Source organism: Niabella agricola (genome assembly GCF_021538615.1).
GTDB lineage: Bacteria > Bacteroidota > Bacteroidia > Chitinophagales > Chitinophagaceae > Niabella > Niabella agricola.
The window spans coordinates 1-25311 of the sequence record NZ_JAJHIZ010000003.1 but is presented as its reverse complement, the minus strand read 5'-3'; the positions used below and the strand labels follow the sequence as shown (position 1 = coordinate 25311).

General features: G+C 48.8%; 23 protein-coding genes. 18 read left to right on the top strand and 5 right to left on the bottom strand.

Annotated features, from left to right (window positions below; all coding sequences use genetic code 11):
• The first annotated feature begins 49 nt into the window (after positions 1–49).
• The gene (locus LL912_RS05530) at positions 50–1600 is read left to right on the top strand and encodes a family 43 glycosylhydrolase (RefSeq protein ID WP_235552579.1); all 1551 of its coding nucleotides are present in this window, start codon (positions 50–52) and stop codon (positions 1598–1600) included.
• Between the two features lie 78 nt (positions 1601–1678).
• Here the strand turns inward: LL912_RS05530 and LL912_RS05525 are convergent, their stop codons facing one another.
• Positions 1679–2620 (bottom strand): sugar phosphate isomerase/epimerase family protein, encoded by a 942-nt coding sequence (locus tag LL912_RS05525; protein WP_235552578.1) that lies wholly within the window; start codon positions 2618–2620, stop codon positions 1679–1681.
• Positions 2621–2706: 86 nt separating this feature from the next.
• Here LL912_RS05525 and LL912_RS05520 point away from each other — a divergent pair, with 86 nt between their 5' ends.
• The 10 genes from LL912_RS05520 (at position 2707) to LL912_RS05475 (ending at position 14833) form a co-directional block, all read left to right on the top strand.
• Complete coding sequence (locus tag LL912_RS05520) at positions 2707–3945, top strand: sensor histidine kinase (RefSeq protein WP_235552577.1); 1239 nt, start codon at positions 2707–2709, stop codon at positions 3943–3945.
• A 237-nt stretch (positions 3946–4182) separates the two neighbouring features.
• The gene (locus tag LL912_RS05515) at positions 4183–5313 is read left to right on the top strand and encodes a TlpA disulfide reductase family protein (RefSeq protein WP_235552576.1); all 1131 of its coding nucleotides are present in this window, start codon (positions 4183–4185) and stop codon (positions 5311–5313) included.
• A 49-nt stretch (positions 5314–5362) separates the two neighbouring features.
• Positions 5363–6019: a class I SAM-dependent methyltransferase gene (locus LL912_RS05510; protein WP_235552575.1), complete on the top strand. Its 657-nt coding sequence runs from the start codon at positions 5363–5365 to the stop codon at positions 6017–6019.
• Between the two features lie 267 nt (positions 6020–6286).
• Positions 6287–6769: a hypothetical protein gene (locus tag LL912_RS05505; RefSeq protein ID WP_235552574.1), complete on the top strand. Its 483-nt coding sequence runs from the start codon at positions 6287–6289 to the stop codon at positions 6767–6769.
• Between the two features lie 226 nt (positions 6770–6995).
• Positions 6996–7352 carry a hypothetical protein gene (locus LL912_RS05500; RefSeq protein ID WP_235552573.1) on the top strand — a complete coding sequence of 119 codons (357 nt, stop codon included), beginning with the start codon at positions 6996–6998 and terminating at the stop codon, positions 7350–7352.
• A 16-nt stretch (positions 7353–7368) separates the two neighbouring features.
• Positions 7369–8625, top strand: coding sequence for a DsbA family protein (locus LL912_RS05495; protein ID WP_235552572.1), 1257 nt, complete (start codon positions 7369–7371; stop codon positions 8623–8625).
• A gap of 297 nt (positions 8626–8922) precedes the next feature.
• Positions 8923–10392 (top strand): DUF3375 domain-containing protein, encoded by a 1470-nt coding sequence (locus tag LL912_RS05490; protein ID WP_255785589.1) that lies wholly within the window; start codon positions 8923–8925, stop codon positions 10390–10392.
• Between the two features lie 10 nt (positions 10393–10402).
• Positions 10403–10993 carry a DUF4194 domain-containing protein gene (locus LL912_RS05485; RefSeq protein ID WP_235552570.1) on the top strand — a complete coding sequence of 197 codons (591 nt, stop codon included), beginning with the start codon at positions 10403–10405 and terminating at the stop codon, positions 10991–10993.
• On the top strand, positions 10965–14348 hold the full coding sequence (locus tag LL912_RS05480) for an ATP-binding protein (RefSeq protein ID WP_235552569.1): 3384 nt from the start codon (positions 10965–10967) through the stop codon (positions 14346–14348). Before LL912_RS05485 ends, LL912_RS05480 begins: the two co-directional genes overlap by 29 nt.
• A gap of 263 nt (positions 14349–14611) precedes the next feature.
• The gene (locus tag LL912_RS05475; RefSeq protein WP_235552568.1) at positions 14612–14833 is read left to right on the top strand and encodes a transposase; all 222 of its coding nucleotides are present in this window, start codon (positions 14612–14614) and stop codon (positions 14831–14833) included.
• 925 nt (positions 14834–15758) lie between these two features.
• Here the strand turns inward: LL912_RS05475 and LL912_RS05470 are convergent.
• Positions 15759–16733: a helix-turn-helix transcriptional regulator gene (locus tag LL912_RS05470; RefSeq protein ID WP_235552567.1), complete on the bottom strand. Its 975-nt coding sequence runs from the start codon at positions 16731–16733 to the stop codon at positions 15759–15761.
• A gap of 90 nt (positions 16734–16823) precedes the next feature.
• On the opposite strand from LL912_RS05470, the gene LL912_RS05465 reads away from it, so the two are divergent.
• The 4 genes from LL912_RS05465 to LL912_RS05450 all read left to right on the top strand — a co-directional run bounded on the left by LL912_RS05465 (position 16824) and on the right by LL912_RS05450 (position 20127).
• On the top strand, positions 16824–17702 hold the full coding sequence (locus tag LL912_RS05465) for a c-type cytochrome (protein WP_235552566.1): 879 nt from the start codon (positions 16824–16826) through the stop codon (positions 17700–17702).
• A gap of 189 nt (positions 17703–17891) precedes the next feature.
• Positions 17892–18509 carry a YceI family protein gene (locus LL912_RS05460; protein WP_235552565.1) on the top strand — a complete coding sequence of 206 codons (618 nt, stop codon included), beginning with the start codon at positions 17892–17894 and terminating at the stop codon, positions 18507–18509.
• A gap of 79 nt (positions 18510–18588) precedes the next feature.
• The gene (locus LL912_RS05455) at positions 18589–19143 is read left to right on the top strand and encodes a cupin domain-containing protein (protein ID WP_235552564.1); all 555 of its coding nucleotides are present in this window, start codon (positions 18589–18591) and stop codon (positions 19141–19143) included.
• A gap of 156 nt (positions 19144–19299) precedes the next feature.
• Positions 19300–20127: a hypothetical protein gene (locus LL912_RS05450; protein ID WP_235552563.1), complete on the top strand. Its 828-nt coding sequence runs from the start codon at positions 19300–19302 to the stop codon at positions 20125–20127.
• Positions 20128–20408: 281 nt separating this feature from the next.
• Here LL912_RS05450 and LL912_RS05445 read toward each other — a convergent pair whose 3' ends face one another.
• Positions 20409–21026 (bottom strand): class I SAM-dependent methyltransferase, encoded by a 618-nt coding sequence (locus tag LL912_RS05445; RefSeq protein ID WP_235552562.1) that lies wholly within the window; start codon positions 21024–21026, stop codon positions 20409–20411.
• A gap of 314 nt (positions 21027–21340) precedes the next feature.
• Between LL912_RS05445 and LL912_RS05440 the strand changes: the two genes are divergently transcribed.
• Positions 21341–21766 (top strand): Dabb family protein, encoded by a 426-nt coding sequence (locus LL912_RS05440; RefSeq protein WP_235552561.1) that lies wholly within the window; start codon positions 21341–21343, stop codon positions 21764–21766.
• A 151-nt stretch (positions 21767–21917) separates the two neighbouring features.
• Here LL912_RS05440 and LL912_RS05435 read toward each other — a convergent pair whose 3' ends face one another.
• A complete protein-coding gene (locus tag LL912_RS05435) occupies positions 21918–22109 on the bottom strand; it encodes a hypothetical protein (RefSeq protein WP_235552560.1) in 192 nt (63 codons plus the stop codon).
• Between the two features lie 327 nt (positions 22110–22436).
• Complete coding sequence (locus LL912_RS05430) at positions 22437–23297, bottom strand: AraC family transcriptional regulator (protein ID WP_235552559.1); 861 nt, start codon at positions 23295–23297, stop codon at positions 22437–22439.
• Between the two features lie 109 nt (positions 23298–23406).
• Here LL912_RS05430 and LL912_RS05425 point away from each other — a divergent pair, with 109 nt between their 5' ends.
• Complete coding sequence (locus tag LL912_RS05425; RefSeq protein ID WP_235552558.1) at positions 23407–24186, top strand: SDR family NAD(P)-dependent oxidoreductase; 780 nt, start codon at positions 23407–23409, stop codon at positions 24184–24186.
• 78 nt (positions 24187–24264) lie between these two features.
• On the top strand, positions 24265–25311 hold a 1047-nt coding region (locus LL912_RS05420; protein WP_235552557.1), incomplete at its 3' end, for an enolase C-terminal domain-like protein.

Here is a 25311-nt window from a genome sequence, read left to right as displayed (position 1 = left end):
TGAGAATGCGTTATTTTTAAGTACCCTTTTTTAAACAAAAACCTGCGCCATGAAGTCCTTTCTGTTTTTACTGCTCACAACTTTTTCATTTTATGCCTGTAAAAAGGCCTCCATTCCATCACTTCCAACAGACGCATCCGCTGCATCCGGCTTCAGCCTTGCTGCAGCATCGCTGCCTGGTACGCTAACCGATAGCGGCATCTACCGTATCCGTGCCCTGGCATCTCAACCCGCCGGACCGGTGGTGGAAGTAACCGGTAATACAACGGCCGAGGGGGCACAGATACAGCAATGGTCCTGGTTCCCGAACAACGGACAAAAATGGAAACTGGTAAAAGTCGATACCGTCTACTGGAAACTGGTAAATCTTACCAGTGCCAAGTGTCTTGAAGCGCCTTCCGCCAGTGAGTGGGCGATATTACAACAGGGGACAGACGATGGAGCAGATCTTCAGCGATGGAGGATTGACCATACCGGGGATAATTTTTATACCCTCACCAATAAGGCCACCGGCATGAAAGCCGTACTGGGCACGAATGATAGCGTGCCGGGGCGCAAGATCCGGCAAACAGCCAGCGTAACGGGCACTGCAGACCGTTTTGAGTTTCATAACCTGTATTTTAAAAATCCGGTTATCAACGGCGGGCGCCCGGATCCCTATGTGGCAGCGCGTAACGGCTACTATTATTTTTTAAGTACCAAGGGAAACCGAATCACCATTATTAAGACTCCGGATATGTCTTTATTAAATGCTATGCCGGAGATTACCGTTTGGACGCCGCCTGCCGGAACGGCTTATTCCTCTCATATATGGGCGCCGGAACTGCATTTCCTGGATGGCAAGTGGTATATCTATTTTGCTGCAGACAATGGTACAGACGATAACCACCGCATGTTTGTGCTTGAAAATGCCAATGCAGATCCCACCACCGGCACCTGGGTGGTAAAAGGAAAGATCACGGATGCTTCGGACCAATGGGCCATCGATGGTACGGTGCTGACCATTGGCAGCTCAAGATGGTTTGTGTGGTCTGGCTGGGAGAGCCTGGCCACAAAATACAAACAGTATATTTATATCGCCAGCATGTCTAACCCCTGGACCATTACCGGCGCCAGGGTTAAAATATCTTCGCCCACTAATAACTGGGAGAAATACGAGGGCGATGGATCGCTGGGACTGGGTGTAAACGAAGGCCCCATTATTTTAAGAAAAGACGCCTCCAGTCCGGTTTGCCTTATTTTTTCTGCCAGCAGATATAATAGCGATAATTATTGCCTGGCACAAATTCAGTTAACGCCGGGTGCAGACCCGAAACTGGCCGCCAGCTGGACCAATAAAAAGCAGGTATTTGTTAAGAGTACGACCAATTCCGTTTACGGGCCCGGTCATAATGGGTTTTTTACCAGCAGTTATACAGACCCTAATAATATTGTTCACACCGATAACTGGCTTGTTTACCATGCCCGGAGCACGGCCAATACGCCCGGCGGTACCCGTACCACCCGTATGCAATCGTTTAACTGGAATGCAGACGGCACGCCTGACTTTGGCGTTCCGGTAAAAACAGGAACAGACCTTCCTGTTCCCATTGGGGAATAGGAAGGTCTGTTGCATTGTTGCCAGGAGTATTGTATGTTCCGGTCGGGCATCCGGTATCAGTAGTCATCACCTCTGCGCTCAGGCACTCAATGCTTTTTTAGCGTAGGCCAGGCATTTTTTTACCTCCTGCACCGCATCCGATCCTTCGGGGATCTTATACTCCAGTTCAATGGTAACGGGAATTGGATACTTGCTGGTTTTAAGCAGCGACAAAATTTCTTTAATAGGAGTATCTCCTTCGCCCCAGGGCAGGTTGGCTCCGCCATTGGCTGCTGCCTGCCGGTCTTTCAAATGCATGGAAGTAATCCGGTTGTGCCGTTTTTTGATCAATGCCAGCAGGGATTCCGTGCTATGCCCCTTTGCCGCAATATAATGGCCGCAGTCCAGGTTCATGGAATTGTAGGGTGATTGTGCCAGCGCTGTATCCCATAGGGTATCGGTTGCCTGTGTATGGGCATGGTATCCGATATATACTTTATGTTTGGCTCCTAATTTGCCCAGGCGTTCCGTTTGCTGCGGATCTTTCGGCAGTTCTACCGTAACCGACCTTGCTCCCAGTGCTTTTGCGGCCCGGAGGGCATATTCAATTTCTGCATCCGTGTTTTGAGCACCCAGGGCATTCGGCTTGTAGGCATAGATAGATACACCGGCCTTGTTAAACAGCTTTTTCACAGCCTTGAACTTTTCCATGGATACCGTGGCACGCCAGTCTGCTACCTGGTTTTTATCGGCAGGACAGCCGGCATATTGCTCTACGGCATCGCCCATCAGCTCAACGGCACTGATACCGCTATTTACTGTATGTTGTAAAACCTCCTGCAGGCTTCCCGGCATGCTCCGGTAAGAATAAGTGATGACACCGATCTGGACGCCCGAAATTTTTGAACCGGGACCCGTCAACAGGCTTCCGGCTTTTAAAAGGGAAGGGGCCGTTAATAAACCTAGTGAGGCCAAACCACTTTTTCTTAAAAAATAACGGCGCGAAACGGCGCCGGTAGGCTCTTTTGCTGCAAGCATCATATATATGTGTTTAAATAATTGTTAACGGGTTCAAAGGTACAGTGTTCAGCTTTATTTTTCTATATTCGTTTACAAATTCGCCTTCAATGACTCCTGATCCCCTGATGACGGAAACCACTCCCGATAAACGATTACAACGGCTCGTGAATGTTGTGCAGGAATTGTCACTGGCACGCAATCTGGAAACCGTAACCCGTATTGTGCGCACTGCTGCCCGGGAGCTCACTGGTGCAGATGGCGCCACGTTTGTATTAAGGGACAAGGATAAATGTTTTTATGTAGACGAGGATGCCATCAGTCCCCTGTGGAAGGGCAGCCGTTTTCCTATAGAAACCTGTGTTAGCGGCTGGACAATGCTCAACCGCAGATCAGTGATCATCCCGGATATTTACAAAGATGACCGTATTCCCGCCGAAGCCTACCGGCCCACCTTTGTAAAAAGCCTGGTGATGGTGCCGATCCGTACAATGAACCCGATCGGGGCAATCGGTAATTACTGGGCAAGATACCATCACGCCACAGAAGATGAAGCCCAGATTTTACAGTCGCTGGCAGATATCACGGCGGTAACACTGGAAAATGTTCAGATCTACAGCGAGCTGGAGGAGCGGGTAAAGCATCGGACGGCTGAACTGGAAATAGCAAACAAACAGCTGGAAGCGTTTTCCTATTCGGTATCTCATGACCTGAGAAGCCCTTTGGCGGGCATACAGGGATTGGTGCAGGTACTGCAGGAGGAATACGGCGTTTTGCTGGATAAGGATGGTAAAGAGCTAACGGATCTGATCGAACAAAGCGTTAAAAATATGGCGCATCTGATCGACAACCTGCTGGTGTTTTTTACCACTTCAAAAAAAGAACTGCGCAGTGTGGAGGTTTTGATGAAGGAAATGGCTATTGAATATTTCAACCTGCTGAGAAAACAGGAACCACCGGAACGGTCTTTTGAATTTTCGATCAGCAACCTGCCCCATGCTTATGTGGATGTGGCCCTAATCAAGCAGGTATGGCTGAACCTTTTGGGAAATGCTATAAAATACAGTCGCAAAAAAGCCAAAACGGTCATTGAGGTGGGATTCCTGGAAACACCGGCGGATATCGTCTATTTTGTAAAAGATAAGGGCAGCGGTTTTGAGATGGCGCAATACGATAAGCTGTTCAGCGCTTTCCAGCGATTGCACAGCGACCAGGAGTTTGAAGGCAACGGCATCGGGCTGTCGCTGGTTGAACGGATCATTGCCCGCTACAAAGGCCGCGTATGGGCAGAAGGTGTGCCGGAAGAAGGGGCTGCGTTTTATTTTTCGTTGCCCAGAACACTGGTTTAATGATTTCCTGGCGCAAACGAAGCAGCTCCTGCCAGTCGTTCCGGGATCAGGCCTTACGCTGATCCGTCCTGTCATAAGGCAGATGTTTCCATCTTTAAACGCCCGGCACGGACGGTGAAACAGCCGGTAAAAGCACCGCTACCGTCCGGTCCGGGCGTTTCATGGAACCTATGAAAACAATCTGTATCCGGAATCATTCAATAACGTATATTTATCTACTGATAATAAAAGCAATACATGAAACAACTATTCCTCTTGCTTGTGGCGCTGCCGGCAGCTGTATTTGCACAAAAAGGAAAACCGGTAGTGGTAAAGGGGCAGTTCCATATGGCGGAACAGCCCAACATGATTTACCTGGTGCATTATGAGACCCGGAAAATGATCACAGACAGTACGGAGCCTGTAAACGGGAGTTTTCAATTCACAGTTCCCGTACAGGAGCCTTCACTAAGCTATTTAAGAGCCCGGTTTGCGCGCCGGGACGAGGAAAAAGGGAAGTACCGGTACGAGTTGCTGCCACTGTTTTTACAACCGGGGGTCACTACGGTAACCGTCCGCGATTCCCTGAAGCTGGCCACCGTATCGGGTTCTGCGGCCCATAAAGCCTATGAAGGATACATGGCAGCGCAAAAGCCTGATAACGACGCCCTGCAGCGTCTGAGGCGCAGTTATGTCGCCTACCGTGAGGAAAAAAATGAAACGGGGATGAAGCTGGTGGAATCCCAGATGGACAGCGTAGACAACCATCGAAAAGAAAAAGTAGTAGCACCCTACCTGGCCACACACCTGCAATCACCCATTGCCTTACATGTGTTGAGAGATTATGCAGGATATGATATGGATCCTAATAAAATAGAGCCGCTGTTTAAAAAATTGCCGGCATCTTCAAAAGCAGCTCCCTCCGGTTTGCTCATGAAAGAAAAGATTGAAAAAGCCAAAGCCACATCGGTAGGCAATTTTGCGCTCAATTTTACACAGCATGATACCCTGGGACATCCGGTAAGTCTCAGTTCCTTTAAGGGGAAGTATGTATTGCTCGATTTTTGGGCAAGCTGGTGCGGGCCCTGCCGCGCGGAGAATCCCAATGTGGTAAAAGCGTTTCAGCAATACAGGGACAAAAACTTTACAGTGCTGGGCGTATCGCTGGACCGCGCCGATGGAAAAGAAAAATGGCTGGAAGCCATTCATAAGGATGGTTTAACCTGGACGCATGTCAGTGATCTGAAGTTTTGGGACAACGCGGTTGCCAAACAATATGGCATTGAAGCCATTCCTCAAAACCTCCTGATCGATCCTACGGGGAAAATTATTGCAAAAAACATCTCCGGTGAGGAATTGCAGGCAAAACTAAAAGAGTTGTTTAATTAGGCATGAACCCGAAAGGGATCGGAACGGTAAAGATTCATAAAGCAAACAAATGATGAGTGATGCCGATTTAAAGGCCCTGGCCGGACAGCTGCGGCAGCCACACGGAACCATGGGTGCAGAAGTGGCCGACATGATGCATGCAACCAATATTGGTATGACTATTCATGCTATCGACCGGCTTTCCGTTGCAGCAAACGACCTTATCCTGGAACTGGGACACGGGAGTGGCAAACATCTTCCGTACCTGCTGCAGCAAAAAGAAGGATTAACCTATTACGGACTGGAAATCTCCGGTGATATGAACCGGCTGGCCGCGGCAGTCAATAAGACTTTGGCAGAACAGGGAAAGGCCGTTTTTCAATTGTATGATGGTCTGCACCTGCCTTTTGAAGATCTCTATTTTGACCGGATCTTCACCGTGAATACGGTTTACTTCTGGGAGGAACCGGGATTGCTGCTGGCGGAATTGCACCGGGTGCTGAAGCCGGGCGGGCGGTTGAACATTACGTTTGCGCAGGAACATTTTATGCAAATGCTCCCCTTTACAAAATATGGCTTTACCCTTTACGATGATGAAAAAATGGAACAGCTGATCAAAGAAAGCCCGTTCCGGCTGGCGGATACGGCAAGCCAGGCCGAAGAGATAGAAAGTAAAACAGGAGACCGGGTCCGCAGGGCGTTTACAACCGTTTCGTTGGAAAAATAACGGCCTCCGGCATTCAGAAAAGGAGCGCGGCACAGGGGCATGCGCTCCTTTTTGTGCACTAAATATTTCCGGCCCATCGCTGAAATTGGCGACCCCTGAAATTTGGGAACCGGCCTGTAAACAGGTTACCTTCGCTACAGACGTCTGCAAGCAAATTAATTATCAACCAAAACGCTGACAGGCAGCTGCCGGCGCAATTCTGAACGACCAACCAAAACGTATACGTTCATTTCGGCCAAATCATTTTTATCTCAAAAACAATTTACAATGAAAAAATTAAGCATTCTTTTCACTGCAGTCATTGCTGCAGCGGTACTATCTATCGGCTGGACATCAGTTGTCAAAACTGCTGCTAACGACGGAGCCTCCAGTACTTCCGTGCCTTTTAATATGAATGTGTTTATTCCCTGCGCAGGTGAATGGGTAGCGCTGTCCGGCGATCTGCACCTCCTGAGCAATGTAACCATTAACGATAACAATGCTGTGGTAAAGGTGCACGCCCAGCCACAAGGTGTTACAGGGGAGGGCTCGGTAACCGGCGATAAATACAATGCCACCGGGGTTACGCAAAGCACCACAAAGACCTCGTTTGTAAACGGTAGTTCCAATTTCACTTTCGTGAATAATTTCCGGATCATCGGCCAGGGATCGGGCAATAATTATTTGGTACATATGCTCGTTCATGTAACGGTGAATGCAAACGGAGATGTAACCGCCACTGTTGGTGAAACAACCATCGACTGTAAGTAGTTGGCAAAGGACTTCCTGTTCTTAATTCTCAGAAGTCACTTAAATTGGTGACCCCTGAAATTTGGAAACCGGTTGATGAAAAGGCTACCTTCGTTATGGATATCCGAGATTCATTCATTTAAACTCAAACACCGGCAGATAGCTGTTGGTGCATTCACTAAAGTACAACCAAAACGTATACGTCAGTTCCGTACATCCTTCTTTTCACAATTCAAAAAAAATTACAATGAAAAAAGTAAGCATTCTTTTTGCTGCAGTTATTGCCATTGCTGTAGCAACCATCAGCTGGAAAGCAGCTGATAATGCAGCAGTTCGCATTACAGATTTTGGATGCGGATTTTCCGATGGCAACGGCAATCCATTTTTTACGGATAACAGTTCTATAGTTATCACAAGCAGCGGCAATGGCAATTTCAAATGCCAGGCTTCCGGCGTGCCCAATTCAACAGGTAAGGCCGTTAAGTATGGCGGTGACATTACCGGCGGCTGGTGCTTTACACAAGCCGGTATCACCGACGACTGGCAGGAAGTAATCAGCGCTGATGGCAATGCCACCCTGATCTGCAAAGTACATCCGCAATAAGAAAACTGCCGTAACTATGAGACAAGGCACCGCATCACAAACTGTGGTGCCTTATTTTTTGTTTACCCAACCGATGCGTATGAAAAAAATGCTGCCAAAAACTGCGGTCGTTGTTCTGATTTTATTAGGCGTCATTATTTGCCGCTACCTGTTCTACAAACATCTGAACCTGGCCGGGCCGGATGTTTGCTCGGCCGTCTTTGGTAATAGCTGTAATGCAGCACTCTCGGGCTCCTTCGCGGAGGTGTTGGGCCTTCCGCTTGGAGGCTGGGGCCTGCTGTATTATTTTATCCTCGGTGTGTTTTTCCTTGTTCCGTGGGTTTTTGGAAAAGAATTTTTAACCGGAAGCCGCTTTTTTATTTTTGTATTAAGTCTTTGCAGTGTCCTTGCGGGCCTGTTCTATACCGGGTTAATGCTTTGGCGCCCGGCTCTTTTTTGTCCGCTATGTACCCTCGTCCATGGCATCAATTTTCTGTTATTCTTCCTGCTGATAAAAGTAAACGGATATGGGTTTTCCCGGTTTTTTAACAGCCTGCGCATACGTCGCGCCGCATCTGTCTTTATTTTAGCCGGATTCTGGAAGCCCTTCGGGTTCCTCATCGCCGGATTCTTTATGGTGTCTGCCTTCTTCGGGTTAAAGGCGCTGGCGCTTTCCACGGCGGCGGCGCAAAAAGTCGATTTTAAAAAAGTATTTGCAGATTACGACAGCCAGCCGGTGAGGGAAATCCCCGTTGCTAAGGAAGACGCCGTCGCCGGTAATTCCTCGGGTCCGATGAAACTGGTGATCTTTACCGATTTTTATTGTCCGGCCTGCCGTATGTTTTCGGCCGAAACCGACTCGATCGTGAAAAAATTCGGTAGGGCGTGTTTTATTGTATTTAAACAGTTCCCGTTAAGCACGGAATGTAATGCGACCATAAACAAAAATATCCACGCCGGTGCCTGCGACGCTGCCCGGGCCGCCCTCGCCGCCGCACAGCAGGGTAAGTATATGGAATTCCACGATCTGCTGTTCAACAGTACCGGAAAAACCGACCTGGTGGCTGCAGCACGGAAATGCGGCCTTCGGTTACCGGATTTTGAATCGTTCCGGAACGGCCCGCTGGCTTCCGCCGTTCTCCAGGCCGGTATCCGCCAGGGAGCCTTATTGGGCATCGATGGAACGCCCGCAGTTTTCCTCAATGGCAGGCAGATTAAGGACACGCGGCCGGGCGTAGTGCAGTCGGTACTGATCAGGGAATTGCAATCCGGTCGGAACACATCCCGCAGGTAGGGTTTAGGCACCCCGCGAAAGAGCATCCGGATGATTCAATATTTAGCCTTATTTTATTTTGTACATAAAATTTATAATAAATTAATTTTCAATAATTATATTTTATTTTATCCAATTTAATATTAAATAAATCGTGCCGCATGCTATTGCTTTGATAACGGAAATCATGCTCCTGTAACTGAATACACCCGGCATAGGTTGCAGGCCGGCCGTATACCTGAATGTTCTGCGGGAAAATCTCGGCAGATTATCTTATTTTGCAGGCTTCCCATTATAAAGAGGTGGTTTTGTAGGGATATGACAAGCGAGCAAATTGCGTTTTTAATCAATGCTTCACCGGCACTGCAAATGTTACGGCTGCGTAATGCGGGCTGGGTGTTACCATTTTTATATACCGTTTTTAAAGAAAACCGGAGGATGGTGGTCCGCGAAGACCAGCTGGTGCCCCTGCTGGCGGAAACCCTGGGCGCCCATGCAGATGGAACGGAAGACTGGGAGGAAGCCCGGATCGATTTTGGGGAAGATGAAGAAAGCCGCAGCCGTAAATATTTGTTGAACTGGGTACAAAAAAGGATCCTGCAGGATTTTCCGGATACCGAAGGAAACACCAATTACCAGCTGAGCGCGCATACGGAAAAGGTATTTCAATGGATGCAGAACCTGCAGCTGGGGCAGCACCATGTGGGTACGGAAAGCCGCTTTAAAATGCTGTTTTCATCCCTTCGTGATATGGTAGAAAATACAGAAGACGACCGGGAGCGGAAACTGCAGATCCTCAAAGACCGGAAAGCAGAGATCGATAAAGAGATTAAAGCACTGGAACTGGGCGTGGCCCCCCAGCGGTACAACAATGCGCAGGTACAGGAGCGGCTCGATCTGTTCATCAAGCTTTGCTATGAACTGATCGGTGATTTCCGCGAAGTGGAAGATAATTTTAAACAGATCCACCGCAGCATCGTGGAGCAACATACCCGCGCCGAACAAAACAAAGGTGCTATTGTGGGCTTTGCGTTTGAATCGTACGATGCGCTGCGCAGCAGTAACCAGGGAAAAAGCTTTTATGCCTTCTGGGATTTTCTTATTTCGCGCAGCGGCCAGGAAGAATGGCGGCAATTGACCGAACAATTGCTTTCGCTGCTCGAAGATCGGCAGCTGGAAGCCGATACCGAATTTCTGCAGAACATCAAATCCTTCCTCCTGGAACAGGGCCGGTCTGTTTATGATGCCAATGACCGGATGGCCGAAAAGCTCAGCCGCATCATTACAGAAAAGGAAATTGCGCGGCACCGGCGGCTGCGTCAACAGATCAGCGGCATCAAGGAACTGATTTTTGATCTGATGGAAGAAGATCCGGTTACGGCCGGCCTGGTGTTGGATGAGGCATCCGATATACGGATGGTGATGGATCGTGCACTGACGCTGGAAGCCAAAAAAACGGCGGGCACGCTAAAACAACCCGCCGCTGCCGTAGAGAAGATCGCTGATATCGACCGGTTCAACCGGCTGCTGAACACCAGCTTTATTGATAAAAAGCAGCTTTGGAAAAAAGTAGAGCGGGTACTGGAGCATAAGCAAACGGCTACGCTGAAAGAAATCATTGAGGCGACCCAACTGGAGCACGGTCTGGCGGAAGTGATCAGTTATTATAGTTTTTTAAAGGAAAAATCAAAAAAGGTACAGGTGGTGGGCAATGCGGTGGAGCTGATCCCGCTGAACAGTAATGCCGACAAGTTTGTAGAAGTGCCTTATTTGTTATTTAGTAAATAGAAGGAATCGGATGGTTGAAAAAATACACGCATTTACCCCCGTATTTATCAAACTGCTAAAAGGACCGGTGGAATATCTTGAGAAAAGCACCTGGGAAAAACTGCTGCAATACAAAGCAGAACTCACTGTTTTTTTACAGCGGCTGGGGCTTACACTGGTGCTGGATGAACAGGATGGATACGCTTATATCAGACATACCATTTCGGAAGAAGATGCCACCAGCGTAAGCTGGGTACAACGCCGGGCGCTGGCCTATGATGAAAGCGTGATGCTGGTATTGCTGCGCGATATGATGGCGGAGTTTGAAGTGGGAGAGGCCACCCAGCGTGAACTGATCAAAAAGCGGCGGGAGATAAAAGAATATGCCGAATTGTTTTTTAAGGAAAACGCCAGCCGGGTAAAGATGCTGAAGGACATTGACCGGTTGATTGAGCGGGCAGTGGAAAACGGCTTCCTGGAACGTTCCGGCACACATGAAGTACCCGATGAACAGAAGTTCCGGATCAAAAAACTGATCAAGGCCCGGGTAGATAGTGAGGTTTTAGAAGATTTTAAACAGCAATTAACAGCACATGCAGCTAAGCGTATTCAGCACGGATAATGAAAAAAGCGGCTTTCGCCTGCAATATATGGAGGTTTTTAACTGGGGAACCTTTGACGAACAGATCCATACCATCATCCCAGGCGGCGAAACCAGCTTACTGACCGGATCCAACGGGAGCGGGAAAACCACCTTTGTGGACGCCCTGTTAACCCTGATCGTTCCGGAAAAGAAATACCGGTTTTATAACCAGAGCAGCGGGAGTGAAAAGAAAGGCGACCGTACAGAGGAAACCTATGTACTGGGCGGTTATGGTACCATTAACAGTGAAAGTGGTGTTACCCGGGCACTCTATCTCCGGGAGAACCGTGAAGAAGCCTACAGCATCCTGCTGGCCAATTTTACCAACGAGGCCATGCAGGAGGTAACCTTATTCCAGGTCCGTTATTTTAACAACGGGGATATGAAACGGGTGTTTGGGGTGGCGCATAAAAGCCTGCATATTGAAGAGGATTTTAAACCCTTCGACCTCGGAAATGCCTGGAAACGCCGGCTGGATCAGCAATACAATAAAGGAAACCGGAAACAGGTGGAATGGTTTGACGCCGCCAGTAAATATGCTTACCGGCTGGTAGACGTGCTGGGCATGCAAAGCATCCAGGCCCTTACCCTGTTTAACCAAACCGTGGGCATTAAAGTACTGGGCAATCTGGACGATTTTATCCGTACCCATATGCTGGAGCCGCGGGATATGGAATCGTTGTTCCAGGAACTCAAAAAGCACCTGGCCACTTTGCTGGATGCCCAGCGCAACATTGAGAAAGCGGAAGAGCAGATCCGGTTATTGCAACCCGTACAGGAACATTATACAGGGTTTAAAAGCTTACAGGTACGGCAGGAGGAAGTACAGAAAGCCCTGCATACTGCCGCCGCATGGAAGGGCTTCACCCAGGATCAGCTGCTGCTACAGGCACTGGAAGAAGCCCGCGCAGGTATTAAGGACCTGGAAGAAAAAACCACCGCAGCAAAAGCCGCGATCGATGCCCTGCATGAAGAAGAACGAACTACCCGCAACCAGATCGATCAGAACCAGGCCGGGCAGCGTCTGAAGCAGCTGGAACAGGAGTTGCAGGCCCTGAAGGGTAAAAGGACGGAAGCCGAAAATAACCTGTCATTATTTACCGATTGGTGCGGCACCCTGCACCTGGAGGATAAAAGCGCTTCGGATGAAGATGCATATAAGCGGGTACTAAAGGAAGCTGTGCAGGCGGCGCAACGCCTTGAAAAAGAAAACCGGCTGAATGAAACCGATGACTTTGATGCCAAAAACCAGCATAAAAAAGCAGCTGAAGCAAAGACCAGACTGGAAGAAGAGCTGAACATCCTGCTGCACAGCAAAAGCAATATTCCTGTTCACCTCGTGCAGCTTCGTAAGCAATTATGCGCGGCGCTGAAACTGGATACAGCGGAACTGCCTTTCGCCGGAGAGTTGATGCAGGTAAAGCCGGAGGAACAGCGCTGGCAGCCGGCGATTGAAAAATTACTACATGGCTTTGCGCTCCGGCTGCTGGTGCCGGATCAGCATTATAAAAAAGTAACCCGCTATATTAACCAGACCAACACCGGCACCCGGCTGGTATACTACCGGGTACTGGATACTTTTCACGCCCTGGCCGAGGATGGAACTGTGTACTACAAACTCGATTTTCACCCCGAACATCCCCTTTCCGGATGGGTACAGCAGCAGGTGGTGCAGCAGTTTTCTTTTACCTGCCTGGAAGATGAAAAGCCGATGGAACGTTACGATAAGGCCATTACCATTAACGGTCTCATCAAGAACCGCGACCGGCATGAAAAAGATGACCGGCCGGGCAGCATTGATCCCGGACGTTATGTGATGGGCTGGAACAATGAAAGCAAGAAGGAGGCGCTGATCCGGGAACGGAACCGGCTGGCAGATGAACTTTCCAATACTGTGGAGATCATTGAACGGTGCCGTAACCGGGCGGCCCGTTTGCAAAAGCAGTTTTATGCGCTGAACCGCTTACAGGAGCATGGTGGTTTTGCATTGCTGGATGTAGCCGGCATACAGCGCAATATTCATAAAACAGAAGAGCAGATCAGGGCACTGAGTAAAAGCAATAACCAGTTACAGGAGTTAACAGATCAGCTGGAAGCGCTTGTACAGCAGCGGCAGGAAGCCGAGAAAAAATGGGAACGGGCCGCGCAGGAGAAAACGACCCTGCAAAACCGTGCACTGGCCATGGAGCAGCAGCGTGAGCAGCTCCAGCTGCTGTTGCAGCATATAACGGAAACGGATAAGGAAGCGTTGCTTCAATTTCAACAGCAGCATGCCCTGATGCTGGCCGCCGTAACGCTGGAAAACATAGAAGCCGTATATGCGCAGTTTAAAACAAAGCTGGAGCACGAAGCCCAGGAAGTGCAACGTTTGCTCCACAAGGAAGAAACACACCTGAACCGCAGTATCAGCCAGATCAAAAATCCTTCCCCGGCGTTGCTGCAGCGCTTTCCCGACTGGTACAGCGATGTGCAGTTCCTGCCGGAGGAGGCCGAACATGCGGAAGAATTTAAGGAATGGCTGGATAAACTCAGCAGTGAGAATCTTCCCAAATACCGCCGGGATTTTGAAAGTTTTGTCAACGACACTATTACCTATAAAATCGGGGGGCTGAATGAAGAAATGGAGAAATGGGAACGGGAGATTAATAACAGTGTCAACAAGCTCAACCAGTCGCTGGGAGGGATCAATTTTAACAAACTCCCGGATACCTATATCCAACTGGGAAAACGGAAGGTGCAGGATGCCACGGTAAATGCCTTCCGCAGTGCGCTGCTGGATGCCTTACCCCAGGCCGCTAACTGGCAGCAAAGCAGCTTTGAGGATAAGGCATTGCATTTCCGTCAGAAAGTACAACCGCTCATCGATAGCCTGGATGAAAGCGAAACCTACCGTGCGCGGGTAATGGATGTACGGAACTGGTTTGAGTTTTGGGCAGATGAAAAATACCGGAATACCGGAGAGCTTAAGAAAACCTACCGCCAGATGGGACAACTATCCGGGGGAGAAAAGGCGCAGCTTACCTATACCATTCTCTGTAGTGCCATTGCCTACCAGTTTGGTATTACCCGTGAAGGAAAGAACAGCCGTAGTTTGCGGTTTATTGCCGTGGACGAAAGTTTCAGCAACCAGGATGAGGATAAAGCCACCTACCTGATGGAGCTGTGCAAACAATTGCATTTACAATTACTGGTGGTAACGCCCAGCGACAAGATTCAGATCGTACAGGATTATATTGCCCATGTACACCTGGCACAGCGGGTGAACAACCGGCATAGTATCATGTATAATATGACCATTAAGGAACTGCAAAAGCAGATGAAGAAGGCTTCCTGATTGTTCCCCGCGGCGTCTCCCCCAGAGGACACTGCGGATGAGTATCGGCATGTTCCACGTCCCCTTTCAGGAGACATGGAACGAAAGATGATCCCGTTCCCCGCGGCGTCTCCCGCAGTGGACACTGCGGATGAGTATTGGGGCTTTCCAGTCCCTTTCAGGAGACATGGAAAGGAAAGTGGTCATCCGGTCCGTTCCCCGCGGCGTCTCCCGCAGAGGACGCTGCGGACGGGTATCATATGGAAAAATCGTTAATTTCGCTTATGCCTGTGAAACACACCATAACAGCAACCGAAGGCGTATATTTTATAACGTTTACCTGTTATCGATGGATGCGATTGATCGCTATTGCGGATGCATACGATATGATTTACAAATGGTTTGATCATTTAAAATGTAAAGGCCACTACATCTGCGGGTATGTGATTATGCCCAATCATGTGCATGCATTAATCGCATTCCGGGAATACCGGTCAATTGATTAATACGATTGTAGGGAATGGGAAACGTTTTATCGCGTATGGTATTATCGACCGTCTGAAAAGAGGCGGGGCAGGCCGACTGTTGGCACAATTATCATCCGCGGTTGGCAAAAGCGGTCAAATAAAACATAAAATGCATGAAGTATGGGAACGTTCGTTCGATTGGAAAGAATGCCGGACAAATGCCTTCATGCTTCAAAAATTGAATTATATACATGATAATCCCTGCAAGGGCAGATGGATGCTTGCACCCGCTCCTGCAGATTATATGCATAGTTCTGCTCAATATTATATTTCCGGAATACAGGGCGTTTATGATATTTGGCATTATTGCAAACTTGCAGATATCGACCTGACACGTCCATTATGATCCCGCTCCCCGCGGCGTCTCCCGCAGAGGACGCTGCGGATGAGTAATAGCACTTTCCACGTCCCTTTCAGGAGACATGGAACGAAAGATGATCCCGTTCCCCGCGGCGTCTCTCGCAGAGGACGCAGCGGATGAGTATTGGCACTTTCCACGTCCCTTTCAGGAGACATGGAACGAGAAAGATGATCCCGTTCCCCGCGGCGTCTCTCGCAGAGGACGCTGCGGATGAGTATTGGCATGTTCCACGTCTCTTTCAGGAGACATGGAACGAGAAAGATGATCCCGTTCCCCGCGGCGTCTCCCGCAGTGGACACTGCGGATGAGTATTGGCACTTTCCACGTCCCCTTTCAGGAGACATGGAACGAAAGATGATCCCGTTCCCCGCGGCGTCTCTCGCAGAGGACGCTGCGGGTGAGTAATAGCACTTTCCACGTCCCTTCCGGGAGACATGGAACGAAAGATGATTCCGTTCCCCGCAGCGTCTCCCGCAGAGGACGCTGCGGGATGAGTATTGGGGTTTTCCACGTCCCTTTCAGGAGACATGGAACGAAAGGCGGTCATCCGGTGCGGTATTTTAGGGGACTTATCTTAAAATGCTTCTTAAATGCCGTGGAAAAATGATGTGCATAGGCATAGCCCACCACCAATGCAATTTCATCAATGGTGCTCTTTGTGTCCCGCAGCAGCAGGGCGGCATGCTCCATGCGCAAACGGTGAATGTAAGTAAACAGGGTTTCTCCAAAAAGCTGCTTAAATCCTTTCTTCAGCTTGAACTCATTTAGCAGGCTCACCCGGCTGAGCTGGTGCAGACTAAGATCCGAGAGGTAATGGATACCGATATAGGCTTTTAGCTGTTGCAACCGCTCCTGTTCCTCCCAGGGAATGGCTGCGCTGCTGAGCGGCGTGCAGAACTGTTCGATTTCAAGTGCCAGCAATTCCAGCATCCGAGATTGCAGTAACAGGCGGCGCATGGTTCCGGTTTCTGCACAGTTCAGAATACTGTCCAGCAATAGCTGCATTTTGTTTGAAACAGGCCGGGCCTCCGGCGCGCCTGAAAAAGGGCGCTGCGCTTCCAGGTTGCGATGTACCTGTTCACTCCAGCGGTCGTTACAGCCGATCGAAGCAGTAAAAAAGTCCTTGTCAATAATAACATGCAGCAACGACAGTGAATGATTGCCGGCGATGTGATGATGATCACCAGCCTCCGGCGCGTATACCAGGTTGTGCCGGTTTGTCTGCATATCCATTGGATGATTGATCCCCGTAAACCGGGAATACATTTGACCGCCCAGTTGGAAATTGATATTGATGGTATCGCTGCTGGTAGCCCCATGCATTTCCAGGTCCTCTGCTGTGTTCCATTGAATCTGCGATAAATGAATATGCGGAAAAGTGTCTGTATGCAGTTGTAATGCTCCTGCGCGTGGGTGCAGGCTGGTAACTTGTTCCCGTAACGGATTGGGAGCGCCCGGCTCCAGGTTGGAAAGCAGCTCGAAATCAAGAATGTCTGTATTCAATAATTTAAAAGCCATAAATCCGTTTGGCGTAATGATCAATCCGTTTGGCGTACCCTGTAGTTATGGGATGCAGCTGAAATTTGCGCAAAAGTAAATCATTTTATCATGCTTAGAAAAATATTCAAATGGTGCGGTGTGGTACTGGCCGCTGTGCTGGTATTAATATTGGTGGCATACGCCGGTATTTCGCTGAATCTTCGCAACCGGATGCAGGAACGATATGCCTATGCGGTTGCACCTGTTTCGATACCTTCCGACAGCGCCACGCTCCTCAGAGGCGCACACCTGCTGGCGATAAAAGGTTGCTACGAATGTCATGGCACACAGATGGCCGGTAAGATCGTTGCCAACGACGGCATGATTGGCCGGATTACAGCAGCCAATCTTACCAGGGGAAAGGGAGGGCTTCCTGCGGATTATACATCCGAAGACTGGTTCCGGGCACTGCAGCACGGTATTGGGAAGGATGGCCGTCCGCTCGTGCTGATGCCGGCGCAGGAAACAACCCTGATGTCAGAAAGCGATATCGCCGCCATCATTGCATATTGCAACCGGTTGCCGCCTGTTCACAATCAACTGCCATCCACCCGCATTGGCCCTGCTGCACGCATCCTGGCATTTTTTGACAAGATCCCGCTGTTACCTGTTGAAAAAATCGACCATTTAAGAACGCCGGATAAGGTTGCGGATACCCTCGAAGGTATCGGTCAGGGCAAATACCTGGCAGCCTCCTGCTCCGGCTGTCATGGTTCAGATCTGAAAGGCGGTGATGCGCTGCTGCCGGGCATGCTGCCGGCACCGGATTTCAGTTTCAGCGGCAATGCCGGTAAATGGACACCGGAACAATTTATACATACCCTTCGTACGGGTACCACACCCTCCGGGCATTCCATGAAAAATGAAGATATGCCCTGGCAGATGACGGCCCGGTATACGGATAAGGAGCTGGCCTCTTTGTACCAATACTTCCGTTCGCTTAAATAACCGGCTGTGTGGGCGGCGGTAATAATGTAATGACCGCGAATCTGAAGGTGTGCTGGAGTATTCTGATGAATTTGAAATGCAGAGGTATCGAACGGATCTTATGAGGACCAATAAAGCAGGTGCTCAGCACTGCCGCAAGCCCGGTAATTTTCCTTCATAAATTTTATCACCAAACAATCATAAAGAAAAATGAAAATCAAACATGTTCTTTTTACCGCGCTCGTATGTTCTCTGTTTTCCTGTGCTCGTAACGGTGCCGGTATCAGCACTACTTTTGAAGTAGATGCCGCGACCTCCTCTATAGAATGGAAAGGTTCAGCCCCCGATCACTTTCATACCGGTGCTTTTAATGTAACCGGTTCTTTAACAGCCAACCGTCATGGCCAGATAAAGAGCGGAACATTCCGGATCCCGATCGCCAGCATCCGGAATTTTGACCTGGAGGAGCCTTTGAAGGAACAATTGCTGACCCATTTAAAAAGCGCCGACTTTTTTAACCTGCTGGTTTATTCCGAAGCCCGCTTCCGCGTTACCGAAGTACACCCTTACACCCCGGCGGATGCAGGAGCCATCAGCGGTGCCAATACCCTGGTAACCGGTGATTTTACGCTGATCGGGCAAACACACCGGCTTAGTTTCCCGGCAAAGGTTGCTATCACCGGTGACACGGTCCGGACGGAAGCCACATTGGACCTGAACCGGCTGAACTGGGGAATGAACAGTTTCAGCGATCCGGAACAGCCACTTTATATTCTACCCGAAGTAACGATCCATCTGGATATCCGGGCTATAAAAGCAAATGAGTAAGACCTGAGTTTCCGGCAGTTGTCTTAAAAGACTGCCGGAAATGTTACAGCATCACAAATAAAAGATAAAGGCAACAAGTATGCAGCCATTACCAAGAACCATCACCCATCCGCAGGTAGGAGACACGGTGACCTTTTTGAAAACTGCCGCCGAAACGAATGGCACATATACCCTGGTAGAAGTGGTATTGCTGCCTGGTGGGGGCAATGATCTGCATTATCATGTAGATTATATTGAAATATTTGAAGTACTGGAAGGTGTATTGGGCGTGCAATGCGGAAAAGCGGAGCAGTACCTGAACCCCGGAGATACGGTAACCATACCCAAAAAAATGGTCCATCGTTTTTTTAACAAGAGCTCCCGGCACCCCGTTAAATTCAGAGTAACCATTCAGCCGGCGCGGCATTTTGAAGTGATGCTGCGCATTGCTTACGGGTTGGCAGTCGATGGTAAAACCAATAAAAAAGGATTGCCGCATATCTGGCATCTGGCCATCCTGTTTCAAAAAGGCGAAAGTTATCTTCCCGGCCTGCCGCTCCGGATTCAGAAAAGCGTATTTGGCATTCTGGCCCGTATCGCCCGTATAAAAGGTGTGCACCGGGAATTGTATAAATACTATAAATCGGAAGTATAAAGCGCTTGTTTTTCAGACCATCTGCTACAGACAGGTTGGTATTATTCTTGCTGTTAATGATGTGCTAAACTTCTCTGAAGTCAGATCCGTACCCGTTGTGTTGATTCCAGGCGAGGTAGCCGGATCATATTTAAACTAAACATCATTTAAGCAAACATGACAAACACGTTCATTTTGGGGTCCGTAGCATTGGTAATGCTGACGCTGACCACGCAGCAAAGTAACGGCCAGCTAGGCGGCATACTCAACAAAGCCGGAGAAAAAGTGGCTCAAAAAGCCGGTGAAGTGATCGCCAATAGCAGCGTTTCGGCAAAAGGCAGCTCAGGTGCAACCGCAGGAACAGCTGGCAATACAACCGGTAAAAAAAGAGTATCGTTTGATGCCGGGTTTGATTTTAAAGCTGGCAGCACAGTGCTGTATGCCAGCCAGTTCGAGCAATTGAATACCGGCAGCATGCCTGCAACCCTCAAAACCAACGGGAGCGGGCAACTGGTCAAATCGGGTGATATTGCCGGCACCTGGCTGGAAATGCAGACCGGGGCTACTTACAAGCTTAATAACAATACAAAATTACCCAAAGTGTTTACCGTCGAATTTGATCTGTTAACAGCCTGTGATAAAATTCGTGATATCAGCCCGGTAAGTTTTGGTTTTGCCGGAAACAATAGCGTCAGCGGTTTTAACGAAGGCGATATTGCACATACCGAGTTGGAATTCTATAATGAAAACCAGATCACCAGTTTTGCAGGGCCGGCAGATAAATATATCAATACGGAATATGACCTTAAGCCATATGCGAATGATAAGCTGCATGTATCTATTGCAGTAAATAATGAGCAAATGAAAGTATATCTGGGCAAAACCAAGGTGCTGGATGCAAAAATGTTTACCACTGATGCCGTCAAGTACTTTTTTATCAGCGCGCCGATTAAGACCGAGAACGATGCAAAGGTCTATTTCAGTAACCTGGTCATTGCACAATAACCCTTGTTTAAAAAGATTTCCTGCGCCTAAAAGGGGGTGCGATCGATGGCATGGACGGTTAAAATAATCCGTTACAAAAACCAGGAAATCGTCGTTATCTGTTTACAGGTTCAACGGAGTCATTTTCCGATCTGCTCGTCTGTCCTCTTTGCACCGGATGCGCGCCGCGCGTTTTGATCCGGCATTGTGCTCCCGGTTGCGACCGGAGCGAAATATATAATATGCGTCAGTCATCTGGCTGCGACAGCTGTTTTTTGTACACAGAGCCGGATTTTTTTGCATCAGATTGACAATTTTTTAAAGCTGCAGAATACAAATTGTTGAACGGTCTGGAAAGGTGTAAGGTGCTCTGTGGTCAGGCATTTTATTTTTTTGAAAAACCCTTCCAGACGGTTTGTCATTGTGCGGGCGGAATAGCGCTTTACCTCAATACCGCTGCATTGGGTGGGACCTTTTTCGGAAAATGTACCAATCACTAGGATGCCGCCCGGCACAATACCTTGTTGTGCGGCCTGAATATAGTTCGAAACCTCCTGCTCATCCGTAAGGAAATGAAAGGCTGCGCGATCGTGCCAGAAATCGTAGGCCATAGTAGGTTTGAATTGAGCCGCATCAGCAACGATCCATGTAATTTTTGAGGCCCGTTCACCCAGTCGCCGCTGCGCTCTTTCGATGGCGGATGCAGATATATCCAGTACGGTAATGTTCTGGTAGCCGCGGTCGAGCAGATGATCTGCAAAGGTACTGTCTCCTCCACCGATGTCAATAATCTTTGCCGTGTGGTGAACCCGGAGCTGGTCCAGGATGGACAGGGATGTGTGGGGTTTTTCCTGGTACCAGCTAAATGCATACGGAGCCTTCGTCTGGTAAATGGATTCCCAGTGTTGTTTACGATTCATATATGATTTTTATATCGCAATGCCGATAAAACCTGCCTGTCAAAACCCAGACTTACCGACACTGGCCTGATATGTGACTTCAAATTTTCCGGTTGATGCAGAAACAGGGGGCTGTTACCAGGTGTTGCAGAAGCGCGGGGGCACCAATGTGTTCAACACTGCAGCCGGTTAATTTTGCTGAACATGGAGCGTCAGCAATAATGCTTATGATATTGCAATATTACGATTAATAAATGAAATTGCCGTTTTTTGGTCGGGAATGGGCGCTCTTTTTTATCTTTATTCCGTAAAACCGGTTTTAATATTTAACGACCATGCAGCAAAAAAAGCGACATTCAAATACCCGCAGAAGATTTATCAAACATGCCGCCGTATTAGCGGCCTCACCCGCAGCCGTTAGCCGGCTCCCGGAAGCACCCCGGCAACAGGTGATTCATCATGTGTTCTTTTGGTTAAAGAATCCCGGGGCTGAAGCCGACAAAGCAGCGCTGGTGGCCGGGCTCAAAACGCTGAAAGCAATTCCGCAGGTGCGGCAATTGCTTATTGGCATGCCAGCATCAACCGTAAAGCGGGAGGTGGTGGACAACAGTTTCCAGGTTTCAGAGCTTATGTATTTTAACAGCATTAAAGACCAGGATGATTACCAGGTACATCCCCTGCATAAAGCCTTTGTAGAAAAATGCAGTCATCTGTGGGAGCGGGTAGTGGTGTATGATATGGTCACAGACGGTGGGGTATAGGTATATTGCCACGAAGGCCGGATAACACAAAGACAAGGCTTGACCTTAGTGTCTCTTTGTGCTGTTGAACCTTTGTGGTGACCGGCGGCCGCGCTGCGCTGTTGCCCTTCTGCGCCGTTGCTTGAAAGACGTCTGCAGGTGTGTATAGATATTAATTGCTGACGTTGATGGCAGCGATCTTATGAATATGCAGCCATTCGCGGAATTCTTCCGGGCGTTCCGGCGAGAAATGAATGATTTCTCCCGATTTAAGGAGGATCGTAAAAAAGCCCGCAGACTCCACAAATTTGTTCAGCTGCGCGTGGCCGTATTCAAATTCTGGAAATAAAGCAGCAATGTTCATATTTAATGACTGTTTATGTAAGCGTCTTCATACCGGTTGTACGAATTACTCCATATAAAAGTATCAAAATATCCTGCACAAAAAACAGTTTGGAGCCGCCGGAAAATATCCTGGGGACAAAAGGTGGAAATCTTCTGGTTGTAAAAAGAAAACCGCCGTCTGGCTGAACAAACCGCGAAAAATTGTTGCTTGGGTTCAGCAGTAAATAAGCTTGCTGCAATTACAAGGGCTGCGGCCTCAAAGGCCCTGGCGGCCAATTAACCTGCAACATATTATCTGTGCATCTGTAGCGATAAAAATATTGTATCGGCATTGGGTCAGCAGTTCTTATGTATGAATCAGTTTCCGGTATTCGTTCGGCTGGATATGTTTCATTTTTTTAAACAGCCGGTTAAAATGGGTAATGTTATTAAACCCGCTTTCGTAGCAGATCTCTTTAATACTTTTCTGGCCTTCAGATAATAGTTTACAGGCATGACCGATCCGCAGTTCTGCAATAAACTGAGTATAGCTTTTCCGGGTACAGGATTTAAAATACCGGCAAAAAGAATTCACCGTAAGATTGGTAATGGCAGCAACCTCTTTAATATAAATCGTAGACTTGAAATGTTGAAGGGTATAGTTATAGATCTTGTTGATACGCTCCGATTGGGTAAAAGGGTTGTTGCTTTGATAGGCGGAGGAAATGGTGCCGGTTTTTTTACATTCCGAAAGGCAGATCAGCAGTTCCAGGAGCAGCACAATTCGTTTCGTATCCGTGGCTGCAATCAGTTCGGTAAGGATCCCTTTGGCTGCTTCAGCCTTTGCGCCGCGGAGTACCAGTCCTTTTTTACTCTTATCCAGAAGCGCTGCGATCTTTTGATTCTCCGGTATGTCCAGGAAATCCTTACCCCAGAAATCCTCACGGAACTGCGTCAGTTCAATATAAGATTTCGCCGGAACCTCCGATGTGTACAGGCTGTCAAACTTCCAGTAATGCGGAAGATAGCTGCCGATAAAAACCAGGTCGCCGCTTTTGAAATGATGAATCCCGTCTCCGGCAAACAACGTGCCTCCACCCTTTACTATATGAATGAGTTCGAACTCCGGGTGGTAATGCCAGCTGTTGTTCTTATACGATTTACTATCGGATCGCGCACTGAACGAGATCGCCGGACCGGACGTAATTTTAAGAAGAATCGGTTTCATACCTGAAGATATTCCTTTGAGAGCTAAAAATAAACCATTTATGTTAAAATAGTGTAGGCAATGGCACATACAATGCGGCCTTTGCTGTGGATTATTTTATTTCTTTGTTATGAAGAACGGAGTTGCCATGGTATTATCAAATAAAGTGATTGTTGTTACGGGCGGGGCCGGCGGTATCGGTTACGAATGTGTAAAAGCCTATATCAGCGAAGGCGCACAGGTGGCGGTGCTGGATGTGCGGCGGGAAGCCCCTGAACGGTTAAGGGAGGAATCCGGCAAGTCACATCTATATCTGCACTGCGATGTGTCTGACGAGGTACAGGTGAAAAAAGCCATCGCACATATTGAACAACATTACGGAACGATCGATTGCATCCACAATAATGCAGGCATCGCTGCACCGGCCAAACCGCTGCACGAAACCTCGGTTGACGAATGGCAGGCACTGATGCAGGTAAACGTATTCAGTATCTATTTAACCACCCGGTACGCGCTCGCCGCATTACAGCGATCAAAAGGCTGTATCTTAAATACAAGCAGTATGGTAGGAAGCATCGGACAGGCTAGTCATGCAGCATATACGGCCACCAAGGGCGCTGTAGATGCACTTACAAAATCGATGGCGCTGGATTATGCAGTCTATGGAATCCGGGTAAACGCTGTGGCTCCGGCCGGCGTGTGGACGCCGCTGTTGCGGGAATGGGCGGCAGCGCAACCTGATACCACAGGTATTGAAACCTATCTGGATGAGATTCATGCCTTGGGCTATTGCCCCGAAGGTGATGTGATTGCCGATGCCTGCGTATACCTGGTATCCGAAAAAGCACGGTTTATAACAGGCTGTATCCTGCCCGTAGGGGGTGGGGCAGAACTGGGATACCGGCGTTAGAAAAGACATGGCAGCCCGTATAAAAGATGATGGCTGTATAACATGCTAATTTATATTAAACATTGACAGGAACGAGATATGATTCGGAATATAGCGATTAAGGACAGGCGGTTTTCATTATCGGGAGGTGCGGGCAGCGACGCGGTGCACCGTGATCCGGTTTATTCATACGCAGTTACGGAATTGATAGACGATAGCGGGATAAAGGGTACGGGTTTCGCCTTTACCCTTGGAGCGGGAAATGACCTGGTATGTAAGGCCGCTGCATTTTATGCGCAAACATTAAAGGGGTCGGATATTGAAGAAGTGATGGCAAACTTTGGTCATTGGTTCAACCGGTTATCGAACGAGCAGCAGTTCCGGTGGCTGGGTCCGCACAAGGGAATCGTACACCTGGCCCTGGCATCTGTAACCAATGCCTGTTATGATCTCTGGGCGAAAAAAAAAGGGGTACCGCTCTGGAAATTGTTGACAGATCTGAGTCCCGAACAATTGGTAAATACGCTGGACCTGAGCTACCTGGAAGATGAATTGAGCCGTGAAGCGGCCATTATCCTGCTCCGGGAGCAGGAAGTAACAAGGGCCCTGCGCGAGCCTGTTTTAAAAACAGGATATCCCGGATATGACACTTCCGTAGGATGGTTTAATTATGATGACGAACAGATCCGGGAAAACTGCCGTAAGGCGGTCGATAATGGTTTTTCCGCCCTGAAGTTAAAAGTAGGATCGGCCGATGCCGGTCGCGATATCCGGCGCGCCCAGATCGTAAGAGCCACAGCCGGTGATGCCGTAAAAGTGATGCTGGATGCCAACCAGCAATGGACCCTTCCGCAAGCCCTGCAGGTCTGCCGCTCATTGAGTGCTGTAAACCCTTACTGGATTGAAGAACCTACCCATCCGGATGATATTGCGGCGCATCGCGTGCTGGCAGCAGCGATCGCACCGGTGCCGCTGGCAATCGGGGAACATGTACCTAACAGGGTGATCTTTAAAAACTACCTGCAGGCAAAATGCGTGGGCTTTATCCAGGCCGATGCGGTTCGGTTGGGCGGCGTAAGCGAATTCATCACTGTCAGCCTGCTTTGCCGTAAATATGGGATTCCGGTGGTGCCGCATGTAGGAGAT